12 protein-coding genes are annotated in these 16,877 nt (G+C 48.2%); 3 read left to right on the top strand and 9 right to left on the bottom strand.

Going from position 1 to position 16,877, the window contains the following annotated elements; genetic code table 11:
• Positions 1-22: 22 nt before the first annotated feature.
• The 4 genes from NFI80_RS04620 to NFI80_RS04605 all read right to left on the bottom strand — a co-directional run bounded on the left by NFI80_RS04620 (position 23) and on the right by NFI80_RS04605 (position 4,965).
• The gene (locus NFI80_RS04620; protein WP_235164728.1) at positions 23-1,039 is read right to left on the bottom strand and encodes an NAD-dependent epimerase/dehydratase family protein; all 1,017 of its coding nucleotides are present in this window, start codon (positions 1,037-1,039) and stop codon (positions 23-25) included.
• A complete protein-coding gene (locus NFI80_RS04615) occupies positions 1,039-2,262 on the bottom strand; it encodes an Nramp family divalent metal transporter (RefSeq protein ID WP_233797992.1) in 1,224 nt (407 codons plus the stop codon). The genes NFI80_RS04620 and NFI80_RS04615 overlap by 1 nt, the downstream gene beginning before the upstream one ends.
• A gap of 152 nt (positions 2,263-2,414) precedes the next feature.
• A complete protein-coding gene (locus tag NFI80_RS04610) occupies positions 2,415-3,473 on the bottom strand; it encodes a LacI family DNA-binding transcriptional regulator (protein WP_235164729.1) in 1,059 nt (352 codons plus the stop codon).
• A gap of 166 nt (positions 3,474-3,639) precedes the next feature.
• The gene (locus NFI80_RS04605) at positions 3,640-4,965 is read right to left on the bottom strand and encodes a Gfo/Idh/MocA family protein (RefSeq protein ID WP_235164730.1); all 1,326 of its coding nucleotides are present in this window, start codon (positions 4,963-4,965) and stop codon (positions 3,640-3,642) included.
• A 140-nt stretch (positions 4,966-5,105) separates the two neighbouring features.
• On the opposite strand from NFI80_RS04605, the gene NFI80_RS04600 reads away from it, so the two are divergent.
• Positions 5,106-6,830 carry a tetratricopeptide repeat protein gene (locus tag NFI80_RS04600; RefSeq protein ID WP_235164731.1) on the top strand — a complete coding sequence of 575 codons (1,725 nt, stop codon included), beginning with the start codon at positions 5,106-5,108 and terminating at the stop codon, positions 6,828-6,830.
• Positions 6,831-6,838: 8 nt separating this feature from the next.
• Here the strand turns inward: NFI80_RS04600 and NFI80_RS04595 are convergent, their stop codons facing one another.
• The 5 genes from NFI80_RS04595 to nirB form a co-directional block, all read right to left on the bottom strand.
• Complete coding sequence (locus NFI80_RS04595; RefSeq protein ID WP_235164732.1) at positions 6,839-8,206, bottom strand: glycoside hydrolase family 140 protein; 1,368 nt, start codon at positions 8,204-8,206, stop codon at positions 6,839-6,841.
• Positions 8,207-8,262: 56 nt separating this feature from the next.
• Positions 8,263-8,931 (bottom strand): response regulator, encoded by a 669-nt coding sequence (locus NFI80_RS04590; protein WP_235164733.1) that lies wholly within the window; start codon positions 8,929-8,931, stop codon positions 8,263-8,265.
• A gap of 26 nt (positions 8,932-8,957) precedes the next feature.
• On the bottom strand, positions 8,958-10,388 hold the full coding sequence (locus NFI80_RS04585) for an ATP-binding protein (protein WP_235164734.1): 1,431 nt from the start codon (positions 10,386-10,388) through the stop codon (positions 8,958-8,960).
• A gap of 4 nt (positions 10,389-10,392) precedes the next feature.
• On the bottom strand, positions 10,393-10,740 hold the full coding sequence (nirD, locus tag NFI80_RS04580; protein ID WP_026631460.1) for a nitrite reductase small subunit NirD: 348 nt from the start codon (positions 10,738-10,740) through the stop codon (positions 10,393-10,395).
• Between the two features lie 1,165 nt (positions 10,741-11,905).
• Positions 11,906-14,422, bottom strand: coding sequence for a nitrite reductase large subunit NirB (gene nirB / locus NFI80_RS04575; RefSeq protein ID WP_235164735.1), 2,517 nt, complete (start codon positions 14,420-14,422; stop codon positions 11,906-11,908).
• 277 nt (positions 14,423-14,699) lie between these two features.
• On the opposite strand from nirB, the gene cobA reads away from it, so the two are divergent.
• Together cobA and NFI80_RS04565 are read left to right on the top strand one after the other, a co-directional pair.
• Positions 14,700-15,458, top strand: coding sequence for a uroporphyrinogen-III C-methyltransferase (gene cobA, locus NFI80_RS04570; protein ID WP_235164736.1), 759 nt, complete (start codon positions 14,700-14,702; stop codon positions 15,456-15,458).
• Positions 15,459-15,490: 32 nt separating this feature from the next.
• Positions 15,491-16,849, top strand: a complete 1,359-nt coding sequence (locus NFI80_RS04565) for an alginate export family protein (protein ID WP_235164737.1) — start codon at positions 15,491-15,493, stop codon at positions 16,847-16,849.
• Positions 16,850-16,877: the final 28 nt, after the last annotated feature.

Here is a 16,877-nt window from a genome sequence, read left to right as displayed (position 1 = left end):
GTTTTTTTTATTCCAAAATCTCTTAAAATTGCCCCTTACGCTCCTGAAAGTGAGTGGGTTTATTAATAGTCTTTCCACCTTCCTGCAACCACTGTGCGGTGATTCCAATCATTTGCTTCAATGTTGTGCGCGGATAGCCGAACAACCGGAAAGACTCAGCCGCATTGCTTAATAATGCCGTAGGCTGCTCCTCATTTACAAATTGCGGTTCGTTATTGAATATACGTCCGAACTCCGCTGCCAGCCAGCGAAGTGAGACCGTTTCGGGCCCGGTAATGTTCAGTATCTTCGATGGCGACTCGCAATGCAGTAGCGAACGGATAGCCATTTCATTGGCATCACCCTGCCAGATTACATTCACGTGGCCCGTCCGCAGATCCACCGGCTTGCCCGCCAGAACCGATTTTGCCACTTCCAGTAACACGCCGTATTTGAAATCAATGGCATAGTTGAGCCTGTAAATCAGGATCGGCGTGCTATGTACAGATGAAAAATATTGAAATAACCGCTCCCTACCCAGGCACGACTGGCCATATTCACCCACCGGATCAGCGCGCATTTCCTCCGTAGCACCACCGGATGCGACCGTCGTGAACGGATAAACATTGCCGGTTGAATAGACGACGATTTTTGAATTCTTAAATTTCTCAGCTACCCGTCCCGGCAGATACGTATTCATTGCCCAGGTGTAAGGTTCATTATTGGAAGTGCCAAACTTGGTCCCGGCCAGATAAAGCACGTTTTCCACTTCCGGCAGCGCCTGCAACTCAGCATCATTCAAGATGTTAGCAGCTATGGTTTCGATGCCTGCCGCATTCAGCTCTTCGGTCAATCCTTCCTCACTAAACCTGGAAACGCCGATCACACGCTTGTCCAGGCCGGCTCGTTCGACAGCCTGTTTTGCAAGTTTCGCAATGCTTGGCCCTATCTTACCACCGGCCCCCAGGATCAGGATATCGCCTTTTATTTGTTTTATATCGTCAATTAAAGCGTCCGATGGGCTCAGCCATTTTTCTTCCAGAAGTTCGAAACCAGTCATTATTTAAATAGCGGATTGTTGAAAAATAATTCTTTACTATTAATGATCGCAAGAGAGAAAATGATGACCAGCCCCACGCCCGCAACCACTTTCACGAGCGGACTGTTTACCTTGTCGCCCATCAGCTCCTTGTCATTACCGACCATATAGAGGGCAGTTCCAATAAACGGAACGATGAAAATGGTAACGCTTTGTGCAAATACGATCAGCTCCAATGGCAGCTTACCAAATTTAACAGCGATAGCCGCACCGACAACCATCACCAAGGCAACCAGGTAACGCACTGATTTAGAGCTAAAATTACTCCCTACTCCCAACGCATCGCCCAACAATGTGCCGCCAACAGATGCATTACCGATCAATGAAGAAAATGCTGCACCAAACAGGCCCACGAGGAAAAGTGTGGATGCATTGTTACCAAAAAGTGGTTCCAGTGCCTTGGCCATATCCGTTGCAGAATTGACCTTAATGCCTTTCGGCTGCAAGATGGCCGCCGCACAAATGATCACGATCGAGCACATGACACCGAGCACGATGATTCCCGTCGTACTGTCATTTTTGCCATTCCTGACCTCTGGCTTCACCCGGATGCGCTCCTGAATGAGGTAACATTGATATAATGCACCCACAATAGAAAAGCAGGAAGCCACAAAAGCAATGATCAATCCTTGTGAACCTGCCGGGATGACCGGTGTGGTAAAGCCCTTGACAATTTCGGAAGCATCAGGTCTCGCGTAAAAAAATGTGGTAATAAAGGAAAACAACATGACAAGAATCAGGAATATCATCGTCTTTTCCAGCACAGAATAGAAGCTCCTGAAAAATAGCAAGCTGATTCCCACCACATTAAAAATTATGATCCAGGGAACGGGCGACGTATGATAAAGCTCCCCAACAGAAATACCCACGCCAATGGAATTGCCTGCCTGGAATGATGTGCTCACCAAAAAAACGCCAATCCCCATGGCGACGGAAGCGGGCCTGCCCCATTTATGTTTTACCGACGCCAGCAACGATTGATTCGTAGCGAGGCCGATCCGCGTGGCCATAGCCGTGAAAACAGCCATGAAAAGGATCGCAGCAATCACGACCCAAAGGAGTGAATAACCGTAAACCGCCCCTAGTTTGGAAGTAATGGTCAGCTTGCTGGGCCCGAAAACCAATGCCGCGGTGATCATTCCCGGCCCTAACGAGCGAAGCCATTTAAAAATAGAATCTTTCAAAATGTGAATGTTTAAAGGGTCCGGGATGTCCCGTCAATGTACGATTAATATGTAACGGGCACGTGCCCGTAAATATAGAAAAGAAATATTTAACATTAGTAAAGGACGAGATAATAAAGTTGCAGAACTGTAATATGCCCGTTTAATAGAAATCAATTTTGATAAAACTCGTAATTTTCTTTTGTCACAATGTCAATGGGCATGTAGTTCAGTTTGGACACGTTTGCGTTCATGACCAGCGTTTGGTACAGTGCCATAATGCCCCGGTAAGCCTGGTCTTCCGGGCGGTGGCAGATCAGGAAATCGATAACATTACTTTCGAGATATTTCACATTGTCCTTCACAAAATCATAACCGATCAGCGACACCTCGGTGCGGTGGCTATTTTTAAGAAAAGAGGCCACGGTATGCACACGTGAATTCGTCACGAATGCAGCCCCGATGTCCTTATTAAGATGAAAAACATAGGTTAAATGCCGCGCAACAGATTGGTAATCCGTCTCACGAATGTCAATGCGGACGATCTCATTGGGATTCTGGTTGTCCGAAAAATAGGCGCGGAAACCTTCCTCGATAGTTTCGTAATTGAAGTTGTCGATTTCCTTTGAAATGTTGATAATCAACACTTTCTTTTCCGGTTGCAGCCTGTAAGTGAGCAACTTCGCCCCTACGTAGCCACTTTTATAAAGATGCGGGCCAATGTACGATAGGCTTTTCAGATCCGGAATGTCCGAATCAATGAAGACAAATGGGATTTTTCTTTCAGCACATTCTTTTGCAAATTCTTTTGTTTCTGCAATAAATGAGGGTGCTATTAAAATGCCGTGGACATCGAGCGCAAGGATTTCACGCGCTTTTTGAACATAGGAATCTTTATTATTAAGGTCAAAGAAAAACGTAAGTGTCTGAATGCCATATTGCCTGATTTCAGCTTCTGCCCTCCGCACGCCATTCAATGGTGCCTCCCAAAAATCAGTTTCCTCGGAAACCTCGGGAACCAGAATGGCCAGTGTAATGATCTTTTTGGAAGCGAGCCTGCTGGCCAGGATGTTAGGCTGATAATCGAGTTCCTTAATGATGTCGTTGATCCGCTTTTTGGTCTTTTCGGAAACCCCAGTCCGGTTATGCAGCACACGGTCCACCGTGGCCGTGGATACATTAGCCCTTCTCGCAATCTCCCGCACGCCAAACAAAGTATTCTCTTTTTCCATTAACGGATCAGGTTTGTATATCGGGGTAAATATATAACGCAATGACCGAATTGCCTGATTTTCTCAATAAACTGTCTGCCGGACCCGCAGTGCCTCCAAAGAGTGGTGGATTGAGATCAGGCCGGAAAACGAAGTGCTTGACCGGCCTGATCTTGCTAAACAATGATTATCCCAACTCTGGCTCAGGCCCGTGCAATGCAGCGTTGGTCTGGGTTGAGTTGATTTTCACAGGCTTACCTTCACGCGCAGACTTGTAAATGGCTTCCATAATAATATGATCCTGCAAACCTTCCTCACCCGGTGTGAATGGCTTTTTGTTGTTGATCACACAGTCGGAAAAGTGATCCATCTCTGTTGCAAACTGGTTTACTTCCGCCATACCAATGTTCTGGTGCAGTTCTAAGCGGCCATCGGCTTTGGCGCTGCTCAAATCTTGGCCTTTGTAAGCGTACGCTCTGTCCATATTCAGCCAGCCTTTTTCACACAGGACGCGATAGCGGCGGCTTTCGTGTACATTATAATGTGTGGTGCAATTTGCAATGATGCCATTTGAAAAGCGCATTTGCCATGATACAAATTCCTCAACCTCAGTGAATAGCGGGTTACCAGGGGTGCTGTACTGATATGCAAAAACCTCGGTTGGCTCTTCTCCCAGAATAAATCGGGTCGTGTTGAGGCAGTAAAGGCCTATGTCGGGGAGAACACCGCCGCCGGCGAGTTTTAGTTTGTGACGCCAGTGATCCGGGTTTGCGGTACTCTGGCAATTGGAAGCCTCAACCACTTTAACAGGCCCAAATTCCTTTTTCTGCAAAATTTCCCTCAGTTTACGGTTATGCGGCTGATATTGAATGCGGTATGCAATCATCAGCTTCACATTCGCTTTATTACAGGCAGCAATCATTTCCTTACATTCTTCGGCAGTGTTGGCCATCGGTTTTTCGCACAAAATATGCTTTCCTGCCTTAGCGCCACGCACCACATATTCCTTATGCAAGCCGTTTGGTAAAACAATGTAAATGACGTCCACCTCCTTGTTTTCTTTTAACTGATCGTACGTTTCATAGCTATAACAGCTCTCTGTTTTGACTCCGTATTGAGCGGCAACCTTTTTCATTTTTTCCGGACTTCCACTCACAAGTGCCGCCAGTTTCGATTTTTTGCACATTCCTAACGCTGGTAGAATCTCTTCCAGGGACAAGTGCCCCAATCCTACAACGGCATACCCCACGCGCTGATCAGGCGGAAGCGGCGTTGGCGTGGGCGCGCTTTGCTGGTCATATTCCGACTTCCACTTCTCCAATACGATAGGATCCTCCGGTTTGGCAGGCACGCGCGCTGGCGGTGAAGTGGCTTTAAGCGGCGCTTGTGCAAAAGCGTCTTTTGAGCTTTGGATTGCCAATCCGCTCATAGCTCCGATGGCCGCATATCTACCCGTTAATGTTAAGAAACCCTTGCGCGAAATCGGCGGCTGGGCTGTTAATGGCTCTCTCATTTTCAGTTTGTTGATTGTTTTTCGAAAGCCTGATGAAGGCAATTATCATACCGCAGAGCCACAAAATGCCTGCCGAATTACCGAAAAAGAAATAATGGCTTTATATTTAAATGATCCGTCAGGCACATCAGCTACTTAAAATGAAAAATCTTTTCCTCTCTTTTTTATTGCTTCCAGTCATTGTGATAACTGCTCTGTTACTGCGGTTCAATGCCTTTGAAGTTTTTAAAACCCAAATTCCGGAACAAAGCAACATTGCCGTTTGCGGCGCTGTTAGCAGTTCGGTGGTGCAGGCAGCGGCCAACGGAAAGTTCATTTCAGCAATGCCCGGGTGGGGCAAATACTCATATCCTATCTCGACCAGGAATGATAGTGTCCAGTTCTATTTCGATCAGGGACTGACCATGTATTATAGTTACCATATGAAGGAATCGCTGGCATCTTTCCAGGAGGCAGCCCGACTCGAACCGACGTGTGCAATGGCTTACTGGGGACAAGCGCTGGCGATGGGGCCATATTATAATGCTGCACATTTGTATAAAAAACCAGAGAGCATTCCGGCGGTTTTAAAGCAAATGAATCAGTTTGCAGCTAACACAACAAAGAAAGAGCAGGCACTGATCGCTGTCATGAACCAGCGCTATTCAGCGGATGCGTCTGATGCAGACAGAAAGGCCCTTAACATTGCCTATGCGCAAAAAACGCGCGGATTGATATCTCAATTTCCGGAGGATCAGGACATCAAAATGCTTTTCGTGGACGCGGTAATGCTCATACACGCGTGGGATTTTTGGAATAACGATGGCACACCCAAAGCCTGGACTAACGAGGTGATTGCGCTGAGCGAACAGGTTTTGCAGGCAAACCCCGATCATCCGGCAGCATTGCATTACCACATTCATCTAACAGAAGCTTCTCGGCACCCGGAAGTGGCGCTTCCCAACGCGGATAAATTGAGAGATCAGCTGCCCGGCGTGGCACATATGGTGCATATGTCGAGTCATGAATATGAGCGAAACGGTTACTTCCTGAAAGGCGTGGATGTGAATGATCGTGCGGATGCAGCCTTGCTTCAATATGATTCCCTTGCCAAAAACCTCAATCTCGTAAAACACAGTCCGCATTATTTTGCTGTGCAAACCTATTGCGCCATGAGCGCCGGCTTGTATAAAACGGGTATGCATGCGGCAAACAGGTTAAGGAAATCGGTATCGCCGACATACGAAAGTCCGTATGATCAATATCTTTTTATGCTCCCTGAACTGACATTGGTAAGGCTGGGAAAATGGGATGAAATCCTGAAAGATACCACCAAACTGGATCCTAAATGGACATACGCTGGTCTGCTCCGCAACTTCGCAAGAGGAATGGCCCTTGTAAATACCGGCGCTGCCGACAAGGCAAAATCGGAATTAAAGTCACTTCTGGAAAAAGCAAAAGATCCGATCCTGACCAAAAGACGTATTCCCTTTAACGCATTTACACCCATCGCAAACATTGCCGGAGAAATCCTGACAGCCGCCATTGCATTTGAAAACAAAAATTATGACGAAACGATCGCCAGCCTCGACAAGGCAATCGGGATCGAAGATGGCCTCATCTACACGGAGCCCAACGATTGGCCGATTCCAGCACGGCAGTTTTTAGGTGCTTATCTATTAAAAATGAACAAACCAGCCGTTGCTGAGAAAATTTACAGGGAAGATCTGATCTGGAATCCCGGAAACGGCTGGTCAGCCATCGGTTTATCCCAAAGCCTCAAAGCGCAAAAGAAAACGAAGGATCTGGCGAAAATCGAGAGTGGTTACAAGCAATCATTTTCGGCCGCCGAACAAGTGCCGACCGGCTCTGTGTTCTTGCGGTGAGCCATTTATTACGGCATCTTGTAATTTTTGGAAGCATCGTCTAGAACAAGAATCCAATCCTGCCCGTAACCCGAAGTCGGCGGCGTGTATTGCTTTACTGCCTTGCCATCCACTTTTCCAATGTCTTTGGTTTTGCCGTTTCGCGGATCGAACCAGAACGCATTGAGCTGACTGCCTGAGATTTTGCCGGGATTTACGGAGAATGATTTTCCTGTTGATGTATAAATGAAAATGAAGTCCGCACCGCGCGTGGCCTGGATTCTTTCGTAGGAAGCCAAATCATTTTCAACCACAACGGATTGATCCGGAACGCGATCCAGGATTGAGCGTGATTCCATGAGCTTGCGAACAAATTGCATTTCCTTCGCGCCTGGCAAGTCCATCGCTTGTTGCCAGTAAATGTGCGGGCCATTTACTGCTTCGCGGTTCGGTGCATACATTTGCCAAATGTCGTGGCAGCCATACGTATGGCCGAAAGCGCCTGAGAAAAGATCCAGATATGCTGCTTTTCTCACGTCATAAGCATTGGATGTGCCTAGCTCGGTGGCATTGAAACAAACGGGATGGTCTTCGTAAATCGGCTCCGCGTCCAGCACGGGTTTGGTAGGCTTGCGGTCGTACGCTCTTTTTATGTTTTCATAAACGGCCGCATCCCGGCAATGTCCATTCTGAAACATATTGAAATCCAACCATTGATCATCATGAAACCATTCGCCGGATCCTTCTTTATTAGGCTGCGGATGAAACGTCATCATCGCATTATCATTCCCTCCCACGCCCGCAACGACGCCTGCTGCCATAGCCCGCCAAACGCCTACATCATCCACGTCTTTTCTAGGCGTACGGTCGCCGCCCAGGACCCAAATGATGTTTTTGCGGTTTTTATATCGGTTACCCAGCCACTTACCATAAGCCTCAGCATTGGTTTTATTGAAAACTTCCGGCCCTTTTCCCCAAGTTGATTTAAAAACTTTATCGCCCCAGGTGGGCAAAAAAGCAATGGTTAAACCCAGCTCCGCGGCTTTGTCGATGATAAAATCAACATGCTTGAAATAAGCTTCATTGGGCTTGGTAGGATCATTATCGATCAATGGTTTGTCACCGTAAGTGTTAGGCACATTCAATCCGTCGAATTCTGCCAGCGCGACGGCCTGGATGACTGTAAATCCTTGTCCGGCACGTTTTTGCAGATAGTAGGTAGCATCCTCACGGTCGAGGCGGTGAAAGAGTTCCCATGCCGTATCGCCCATCCAGAAAAACGGCTTGCCGTCCTTTAATAAATAACGCTGGTTGGGGCTTAACGTAAACGACTGCGCCACAGCGCTAAAACCCGAAATCGTAAGCAAAAGGGCGTAACAAAGGCTGCGAAAACTCATGGATAGTTGAAACATTTTACATTTATAATGATACAAATGTAAAAAAACGAAGCAAACTAATTCCCCCGCAAAGCCAGACTAATCAACTCGGCGGTGTTTTTCACATTTGCCTTCTTCATAATGCTCGCGCGCTGGTTCGCAACGGTGTTGGAACTGATGTCGAACTTCTCGGCAATGTCTTTACTGCTCATGCCTTCGGTGAGGCATTTCAGGATCTGCTGCTCACGGGGCGTGATCATTTTCCAGATCGACTTATCATTGTCTGCTTCGAGCTCGACTTTGGGCTCCGGATTTCTGGCAATTTGTTTCAATAAATTTTTGATGATCACCGACGAAGCATAGGGAGGAAAGTAGAGCTCACCTTTGGCAATACTGCGGATCGCTTTGAGCATTTCGTCGCGGCTTGTGTCTTTTTGCAAATAGCCCGCAGCGCCGCTGGTGGCGGCTGAGATCATGTAATCCGCATTGTTGTGCATGCTGAAAACCAGGGTCCGGACATTCGAAAACGCAGGCGCGATCTGCTTAATGACTTCAATGCCTGACATTTTCGGCATGGTGAGGTCGAGCAAGATCACATCCGGGCTCACCTGCTCAATCATATCCCAAACCTCGTCCCCATCCGCCGCTTCACCCGCTATCAGCAGGTCCTCCTCGTCTTCCAGCAGGGTTATAATGCCTTGTCTTACAACTGAATGGTCGTCAACGACCAGGATCCGGATGGGCATGCAGGTGTGTTTTTTGGATTGATAATTTAAAGATCCACCCGCACGATGAGCTGTGTTCCGCTGTCGACTTCGGAGACGATCTCCATTTCGCCATTCAGCAGCTGGGTTCGGGTTCGGATATTTTCCATGCCGTTTCGGGTCAGGAAAATGCCGTCTTCTGATTTCAAATTACTAATTAAAAATCCTTTTCCGTCATCCGCGATTTCCAAAATAATCCGATTCTTATTTTGTTCCAATTTAATCTTGATCTTATCCGCATTGGCATGCTTAACCGCATTATTCAACGCTTCCTGCGCGATCCGATAGAGCCCTATTTCGGTGGGACGGCCCATTTCAACACGCTTTTGCGCATCGCCGTCAAACTCTATTTTGATCCCCGAGAGCTCGGCAGTTTGCTCGCATAACAGGCGCAATGCGGCGCTTAACCCAAAATCACTCAATACGGAAGGCATCAAATTGAATGAAATCTGCCGCGTAGTCTGGATAATGTCCTGGATCAATGTCACCAGCTGTTCGAAACGCTTTTGGTTTTTCTGGTCATGAAACTGGACGGATTTCAGCTTTTCGGCGTGCAGTTTCAGGCCGGTGAGCATCTGGCCGATGCCGTCGTGCAGTTCGAGTGCAAAACGCTTTCGTTCCTCCTCCTGCCCTTCGATCAAGGCGCTGGCGCGGATGCGATCTTCGGCCAGTTGCAGCTCGTATTTCTCCTCTTCCACACGCAGCAAATCGTTCTGCGCTTCCAGGAGCTGGTGATTCGCTTCTTTCAGTTTTTGGTTCGAAAGCTGCAATGCATTTTCTGATTCGGTCAGCATTCGCACGACGCGCCTGGTGGTGTTTACAACTGGCCTGAAAATCAGCAACCCTTCTGCAAAAAGCACGAGGATGGTCATAATGTCCAGAATCCATTCAATGCGTTCGAGGTTTTCGAGTCTTTGGAAGCTCTCTTTATCAAACTGAAAAACGATCTTATCCATTTTGGCAAGAAACAGTGGTTCCTTATCCAGAATGAGGTTCAATGCCTCAGCTTTTGCCGACGCGGCTACTTTTGAATCATTAACCAAAGAAAAATTGGTATAAATGCTGTCAAAAACGGGCATCAGATCCAGAAACATCGAGTCCAGTGCAGCGCTTTTCCAGGTTACCAGGCCATTTTCAACGGGTAATTTCTTGTTGGCGAGATTCTCGTGACTTTCTTTCCAAATCGTTAAAAGCGAGTCGAACTGAGCGGAGTCGCTGTGCTTTATCTGCCCGACATTCAGGATCGCAAGTTTGGTCAGCCGCTGGCTCAGCATCCGCTGCCTTCCGGCCACATTCACCATGCGGCTGTCATGGTTCAGGTTATTGATAGTCCTTCTGATCAGAAACAAACCGCTGATTGTCAGCATCGCCACCACGCACAATGCTACAATGTAAAACCGGGTCAGACTGCTTGCTACGCTCTTATCGAGTCTCTCCATTCGCTCATATTCCGATGTAAACGAGGTTTTCTTTCACCATCACCGGAAAGGTATTGATTTTATAGGAATCATCATTGAGACACTGCCCGCTTTGCAATGAAAAGGTTTTTTTGTGAAAAGGGCAGGCCACTTTCGGCTCCCCCTCATGGCTCCCGATCATCCCCCGCGACACGGCCATCTGCTGGCGGTGCGGACATTGGTTATCCGTTGCATACCATTCACCGCGACGGGCAAAGTTGAAAATCGCAATCTGTTTCCCATCAATCAGCGCGCACCCGCCGCCATCTTCCGGAATGTCGTTGACGTGGCAGGCAATGTGCCAGGTTACTTTCGTTTGTGTTGTTGTTTCCATTGGGGTTGTAAGTTAGCGTTGTGATCCCCGGGCTGAAGCCCGGGGTTAAATATGTACTGCCGGTGACCCGGCTTGGCATTTCTCTTTTATCAGCCCCGGGCTTCAGCCCGGGGCTGGGGATTGGCCGCCGCGATGCGGCTCACTAGCCAGATGCCAAGCCGGGTCACCGGCGATCCATACCCTCGCCAGGGATTTTAATCCCTGGGAAAAAAGCCAGAATTAGCCAAAGCTTTGTTTCATTTTATATTCTCTTTATTTTCTTTCTCTTTCTCTTTCTCTTTGGATCCCCGGGCTGAAGCCCGGGGCTAGGGATTGGACGCCGCGATGCGGCTCACTAGCAGGATGCCGAGCCGGGTCACCGGCGATCCATATCCTGGCCAGGGATTTCAATCCCTGGAAAAGAAAGCCGGAATTAGCCAAAGCCTTGTTTCATTTTTCATTCTCTCTATTCTCTTTCCCTTTGGATCCCCGGGCTGAAGCCCGGGGCGAGGAATTGGCCGCCGCGATGCGGCTCACTAGCCAGATGCCAAGCCGGGTCACCGGCGATCCATATCCTGGCCAGGGATTTCAATCCCTGGGAAAAAAGCCAGAATTAGCCAAAGCTTTGTTTCATTTTATATTCTCTTCATTTTCTATCTCTCTATTCTCTTTCTCTTTGGATCCCCGGGCTGAAGCCCGGGGCAAATAATTGGCCGCCGCGATGCGGCTCACTAGCCAGATGCCAAGCCGGGTCACCGGCGATCCATACCCTCGCCAGGGATTTCAATCCCTGGAAAAGAAAGCTAGAATTAGCCAAAGCTTTATTCTATTTTTCATTCTCTCTATTCTCTTTCTCTTTAAATCCCGGGCTGAAGCCCGGGGCAAATAATTGGCCGCCGCGATGTGGCTCACTAGCAAGATGCCAAGCCGGGTCACCGGCGATCCATACCCTCGCCAGGGATTTTAATCTCTGGAAAAAAAAGCCAGAGCTAGCCAAAGCTTTGTTCATTTTATATTCTCTCTATTCTCTTTCTCTTTGGATCCCCGGGCTGAAGCCCGGGGCAAATAATTGGCCGCCGCGATGTGGCTCACTAGCAAGATGCCAAGCCGGGTCACCGGCGATCCATACCCTCGCCAGGGATTTCAATCCCTGGAAAAAAAGCAAGTATAATCTAATCCCAGCCAACTAAGCCCATTCCTTAGCCCGTTTCTGGTCTCTCATGGTTTCAAAAGCAATCGAAGGATCTTTCACAGGTGCATTCACAAAGTGCGAGAAGCGTTTTCTCAGCTCTGGATTTTGAACCACTTCTTTCCACTCGCATTGATACACGTCGATGAGCTTTTGCATATCCGATTCCAGTTCCGCCGCGATGCCTAGAACGTCGTCCACCACCACCGCTTTGAGGTAAGACATGCCTCCTTCCATCTTATTCAGCCAAGTAGCAGTGCGGGTGAGTGGATCAGCCGTTTTGATGTAAAACATTAAGAACCGGTCGATTAACTTCAAACACGTTTCCTTATCCACATCCGTCGCGAGCAGTTGCGCGTGCTGCGGCTTGGAACCTCCGTTGCCGCAGACGTATAAATTCCAGCCTTTCTCTGTAGCGATGATGCCAAAATCCTTGCTCTGCGCCTCCGCACATTCCCGCACACAACCCGAAACCGCAGATTTTAGCTTATGCGGCGAACGCAAACCTTTGTATCGATCCTCCACCTCAATCGCAAATGTTACCGAATCCTGCACCCCAAACCGGCACCACGTCGATCCTACGCAACTTTTCACCGTTCGCAACGATTTGCCGTAAGCATGACCGCTCTCAAATCCGGCATCAATGAGCTGCTCCCAGATATCCGGCAGATCATTCAAATGCGCACCGAACAAATCAATCCGCTGCCCGCCCGTAATTTTTGTATATAAATTATATTGCTGCGCCACCTGGCCGATAATGATCAGTTTTTCTGGCGTGATTTCCCCGCCCGGAATCCGTGGCACGACCGAGTAAGTTCCTCCTTTTTGAATGTTGGCCAGGTAACGGTCATTCGAATCCTGGATCGTCGCGCGGTCTTTTTGCAAAATATTTTCATTCCAAAGGCTTGCTAAAAGAGAGGCCACAAGCGGCTTGCAAACCTCGCACCCATCCCCTTTTCCAAATTCATCCAACACCGCACCGTACGTTTTGGCACCATTCATTTTGACCAGATCCAGCAATTCCTGCCGCGAATAATCAAAATGCTCGCACACCACATTACGGACGTAAATGCCGTTCTGCTTCATCACGCCCGAAATGATGTCTTTCACCATCGGCACGCAGCCGCCGCAGCCCGTTCCGGCTTTGCACGATTTTTTCAAAGCGTCCATCGTATGGTTGCCTTTTTCGCTCACTTCATGGCAGATCATGCCTTTGGTAACCGCCTCGCAAGAGCACATAAGTGCGTCGTCAGGGAAGCCCATCACGCCTGCGCCCGCCTCTTCGCCCCCGCGCGAGCCCAGGATCAGATCTTCGGAATCTGGTGGCAGAATGGTCTTGCTTTTACAAGTTTGCAAAAGCATATTATATTGTTCGACATCGCCCACAAGGATGCCGCCAAGCAAGGTTTTACCGTCCGGACTCACATTAATGCGCTTGTAAATGCCCTTAGCCTTGTTCTCATAGCGAATGGTTTTGCAAGCCGGCTCTTCGATAAACGGGTCACCAAAACTCGCCACGTCCGTCCCGATCAGCTTCAATTTGGTAGACATATCATAGGGCAAAAACTCCTTTTCACCGCCCAGAAGCAATGTTGCCACCACTTCGGCCATTTCATAACCCGGTGCAATGAGCCCGTAAATCATATGGTGCGCCAATGCACATTCGCCTATGGCAAAAATATTCGGGTCAGAAGTTTGCAACTGGTTGTTCACCACGATGCCACCTCTTGGATGCGTTTCCAATCCTGCGATTTTTGCCAGCTCATCACGCGGCCGGATGCCCGCAGAAATGACCAGCATATCCACATCGAGCAAAGTGTTATCATTGAACTGCATCCCTTCTATGCAATCACCGCCCACAATTTCCTGCGTGCTTTTGGCTAGATGAATCTGTAATCCCAATGATTCAAGCTGGCTTTGCAAAATGCGCGAACCGGCGTCGTCGATCTGCCGGGGCATCAACCGCGATGCAAATTCCACCACATGCGCCTCCTCTAATCCTAAATCCAGCAACGCCTTCGCCGCTTCCAGTCCCAGCAATCCGCCGCCAAGCACGGCACCCTTTCTTGCTTTGCGGGCATACGACTGGATCAGTTCCAGATCTTCAATGGTCCGATACACAAACACGCCGTCTTTCTCCACACCCGGAATAGAAGGAACGAATGCGCCGGAGCCGGTGGCCATGATCAGATAGTCATAGTGCACTATATGTCCATGGTGTGATCTTACCAGCTTTTCGTCTCGGTCAATGTCCACCACCGGATCGGAAAGGAAGAGCCGGATCCCGTTGTCCGCATACCAATCTGCGCTTGCCAGGGTGAGATCGTCAGCTGTTTTACCAGCGAAATATTCACTCAAATGCACGCGATCGTACGCCACACGCGGTTCTTCACCAAAAACAGTGAGCGTAATCTGCTGATCACTTTTTTTTCTGGCGAGCAACTTTTCACAGAATTTGTAGCCTACCATACCATTGCCTATCACAACAATATGGGTGTTTGTTATTGCATTCATAGTAAATAGTAACTATTAATTTGTGAAAACATTATTATTATGTTGTATTATTACAATATTTAAGCCTGTTTCCTTCATATTTAACAGAACAAACATAAATCGCATTTTATGCATTTCCTAATTTTATATTCGCATTTATATCAAAAGAGAAACATAATTATTGGCAAATACATTGTTTTGTAAAATATTGCTCCTAATTTTGAACCAACAAACGGTATAGTTACAAAATACTATATATAGTACATTTCTAATATTCACTCTATTATATATATAAGAGATGGAAGCAAGACTAACACTTGTAGGCGCCGGCCCCGGCAACGGAGAACTGATCACATTGAAAGGGATCAGGGCGATTAAAGCAGCAGATGTGGTTCTTTATGATGAGCTGGCCAATGTGGAAATCCTCGACTTCGCTCCTGCTCACGCATTGAAAATGTATGTGGGAAAAAAAGTAGGTAACCCCTCTTTTTCCCAGGAAGAAATCAACGGCCTGATCGTGCGCCTCGCCCGCAAACGCGGACATGTCGTTCGGTTGAAAGGCGGCGACTCATTTGTATTCGGTCGCGGACATGAAGAAATGGAATATGCGCGGGAACATGGCGTGGCCTGCGAAGTGGTCCCCGGCGTTTCAAGCTGTATCGCGGTCCCGGCCTCGATGGAAATTCCGGTGACGCGGCGTGGTGTGAGCGAGAGCTTTTGGGTAATCACAGGCACTACACAAAATGGTGAACTATCAGAGGATCTGCGCCTTGCAGCCCAATCCAAAGCGACGGTGATCGTGCTGATGGGACTGAGCAAGGTGAATGAAATATGTGCACTATACAAACACTTCGGGCGAGGACATTTGCCGATGGCGGTGATCCAGAACGGCACGCGCTCCGACGAAAAGAGCGTGATGGGACAGGTTTGGGAAATCCCGCGCCTTGTGAAAGAAAATAACATCGGCACGCCCGCCATCATGATCCTGGGCGACGTGGTGGCTTTGCATCCGTCGTACGCGATGGAATATCTGCAAAGCATGCATTTGGTTTCCTGAAATAACGGCTTACGCAACTAACCTTTCACTCCATGAAAACAAATTTCTACTTCCTAATGCTCTTTGCAGCAGGTTTTTGCCTGCTCTGTTTGCCGCGTGCCCACGCGCAATTCAGCCTTTTGGGCCAGTTGCGGACGCGCTCGGAACTGCCGCACGGACAAGGCTCACCCCTGTCCAAAACGGATAAGCCCGCGTTTTTTACTTCGCAAAGAACCCGGCTGAATGCAGGCTACAAAGGTTACAGAAAGCAATTTTTCGTTGCCGTCCAGGATGTGCGTGTTTGGGGACAGGATGCTTCTACCAACAACCGCATCACCAATCCTGCGCTGAATGGATTAATGTTGCACGAAGCCTGGGGCGAAATCAGTTTGCTGGATACGAATCAGACTAGGCTGGGGAAAGAATTTGCGTTAAAGATCGGACGGCAGGAATTGCTATATGACGACAGCCGACTGCTAGGAAATCTGGATTGGCTACAACAGGCTCGCCGCCACGATGCAGCATTATTGAAATACGGATTCAATGGATTCACCGCGCACATCGGCGTTGCGTATAACCAAAACCGTGAGCTTCGTACAGGCACTTTGTATGATGGTGTTCCCAATGGTTATGCGGCCGGAACGAATGGAATCGGCACGATGTACAAATCCATGCAGTTCGCTTATTTGGGTAGAAAATTGAAACAAGGAAATGTCTCTTTCCTTATCCTGAAAGATGATTTTCAGAAATATGCATTGGATACGGCAGGCGTAAGAACGGTCAAGAACGGCACAAACAAACGCGTAACATTCGGTCCTTACCTGCAAACAAAACTCGGCAGAGCCTGGAATCTGACGGCCAGTGCGTATTACCAGGCCGGAAAAGACAAGGATTGCAAATCGCTGAATGCGTACATGTATTCCGTGCGCGGTTCATACGCTGCGAGTTCCATCTTTTCCATTGGTCCGGGCTTCGATTACACTTCCGGGACTACGAACGGTTCACGCAAAAACAGCACATTTGATCCACTATACGGCACGCCGCACAAGTTTTGGGGGCAAATGGATTACTTCTATGCGGCCAACGGTTTCGGCAAAGGCGGACTGGCCGATTTTTACATAAACAGTGTGATCAAGGCTTCTGAAAAGCTGTCTATTGCCATTGATTTGCACCAATTTTCGAGCGCTGCCAACATTCGCAATGCAAAAGACGAAAAGCTTTCGGCCAATTTCGGGGAAGAGCTCGACATCATTGCCACTTATAATCTCACCAAAACCATCAGCTTCCAGGGAGGTTACTGCACATTCCTGCCCACCAGCAGTTTAGCGCAGGTGAAAGCCGTAAAAGATCCGCAGAAAATGGCAAACTGGGCTTATCTGATGATCAATATCAAGCCTGAATTTTTGAAATAAGCATTCCAAAACAACTATTAAACTCCTA

This window comes from Dyadobacter chenhuakuii (assembly GCF_023821985.2).
Taxonomy (GTDB): domain Bacteria; phylum Bacteroidota; class Bacteroidia; order Cytophagales; family Spirosomataceae; genus Dyadobacter; species Dyadobacter chenhuakuii.
The sequence above is the reverse complement of the archived record's forward strand: the minus strand, read 5'-3'. Positions and strand labels throughout refer to the sequence as shown.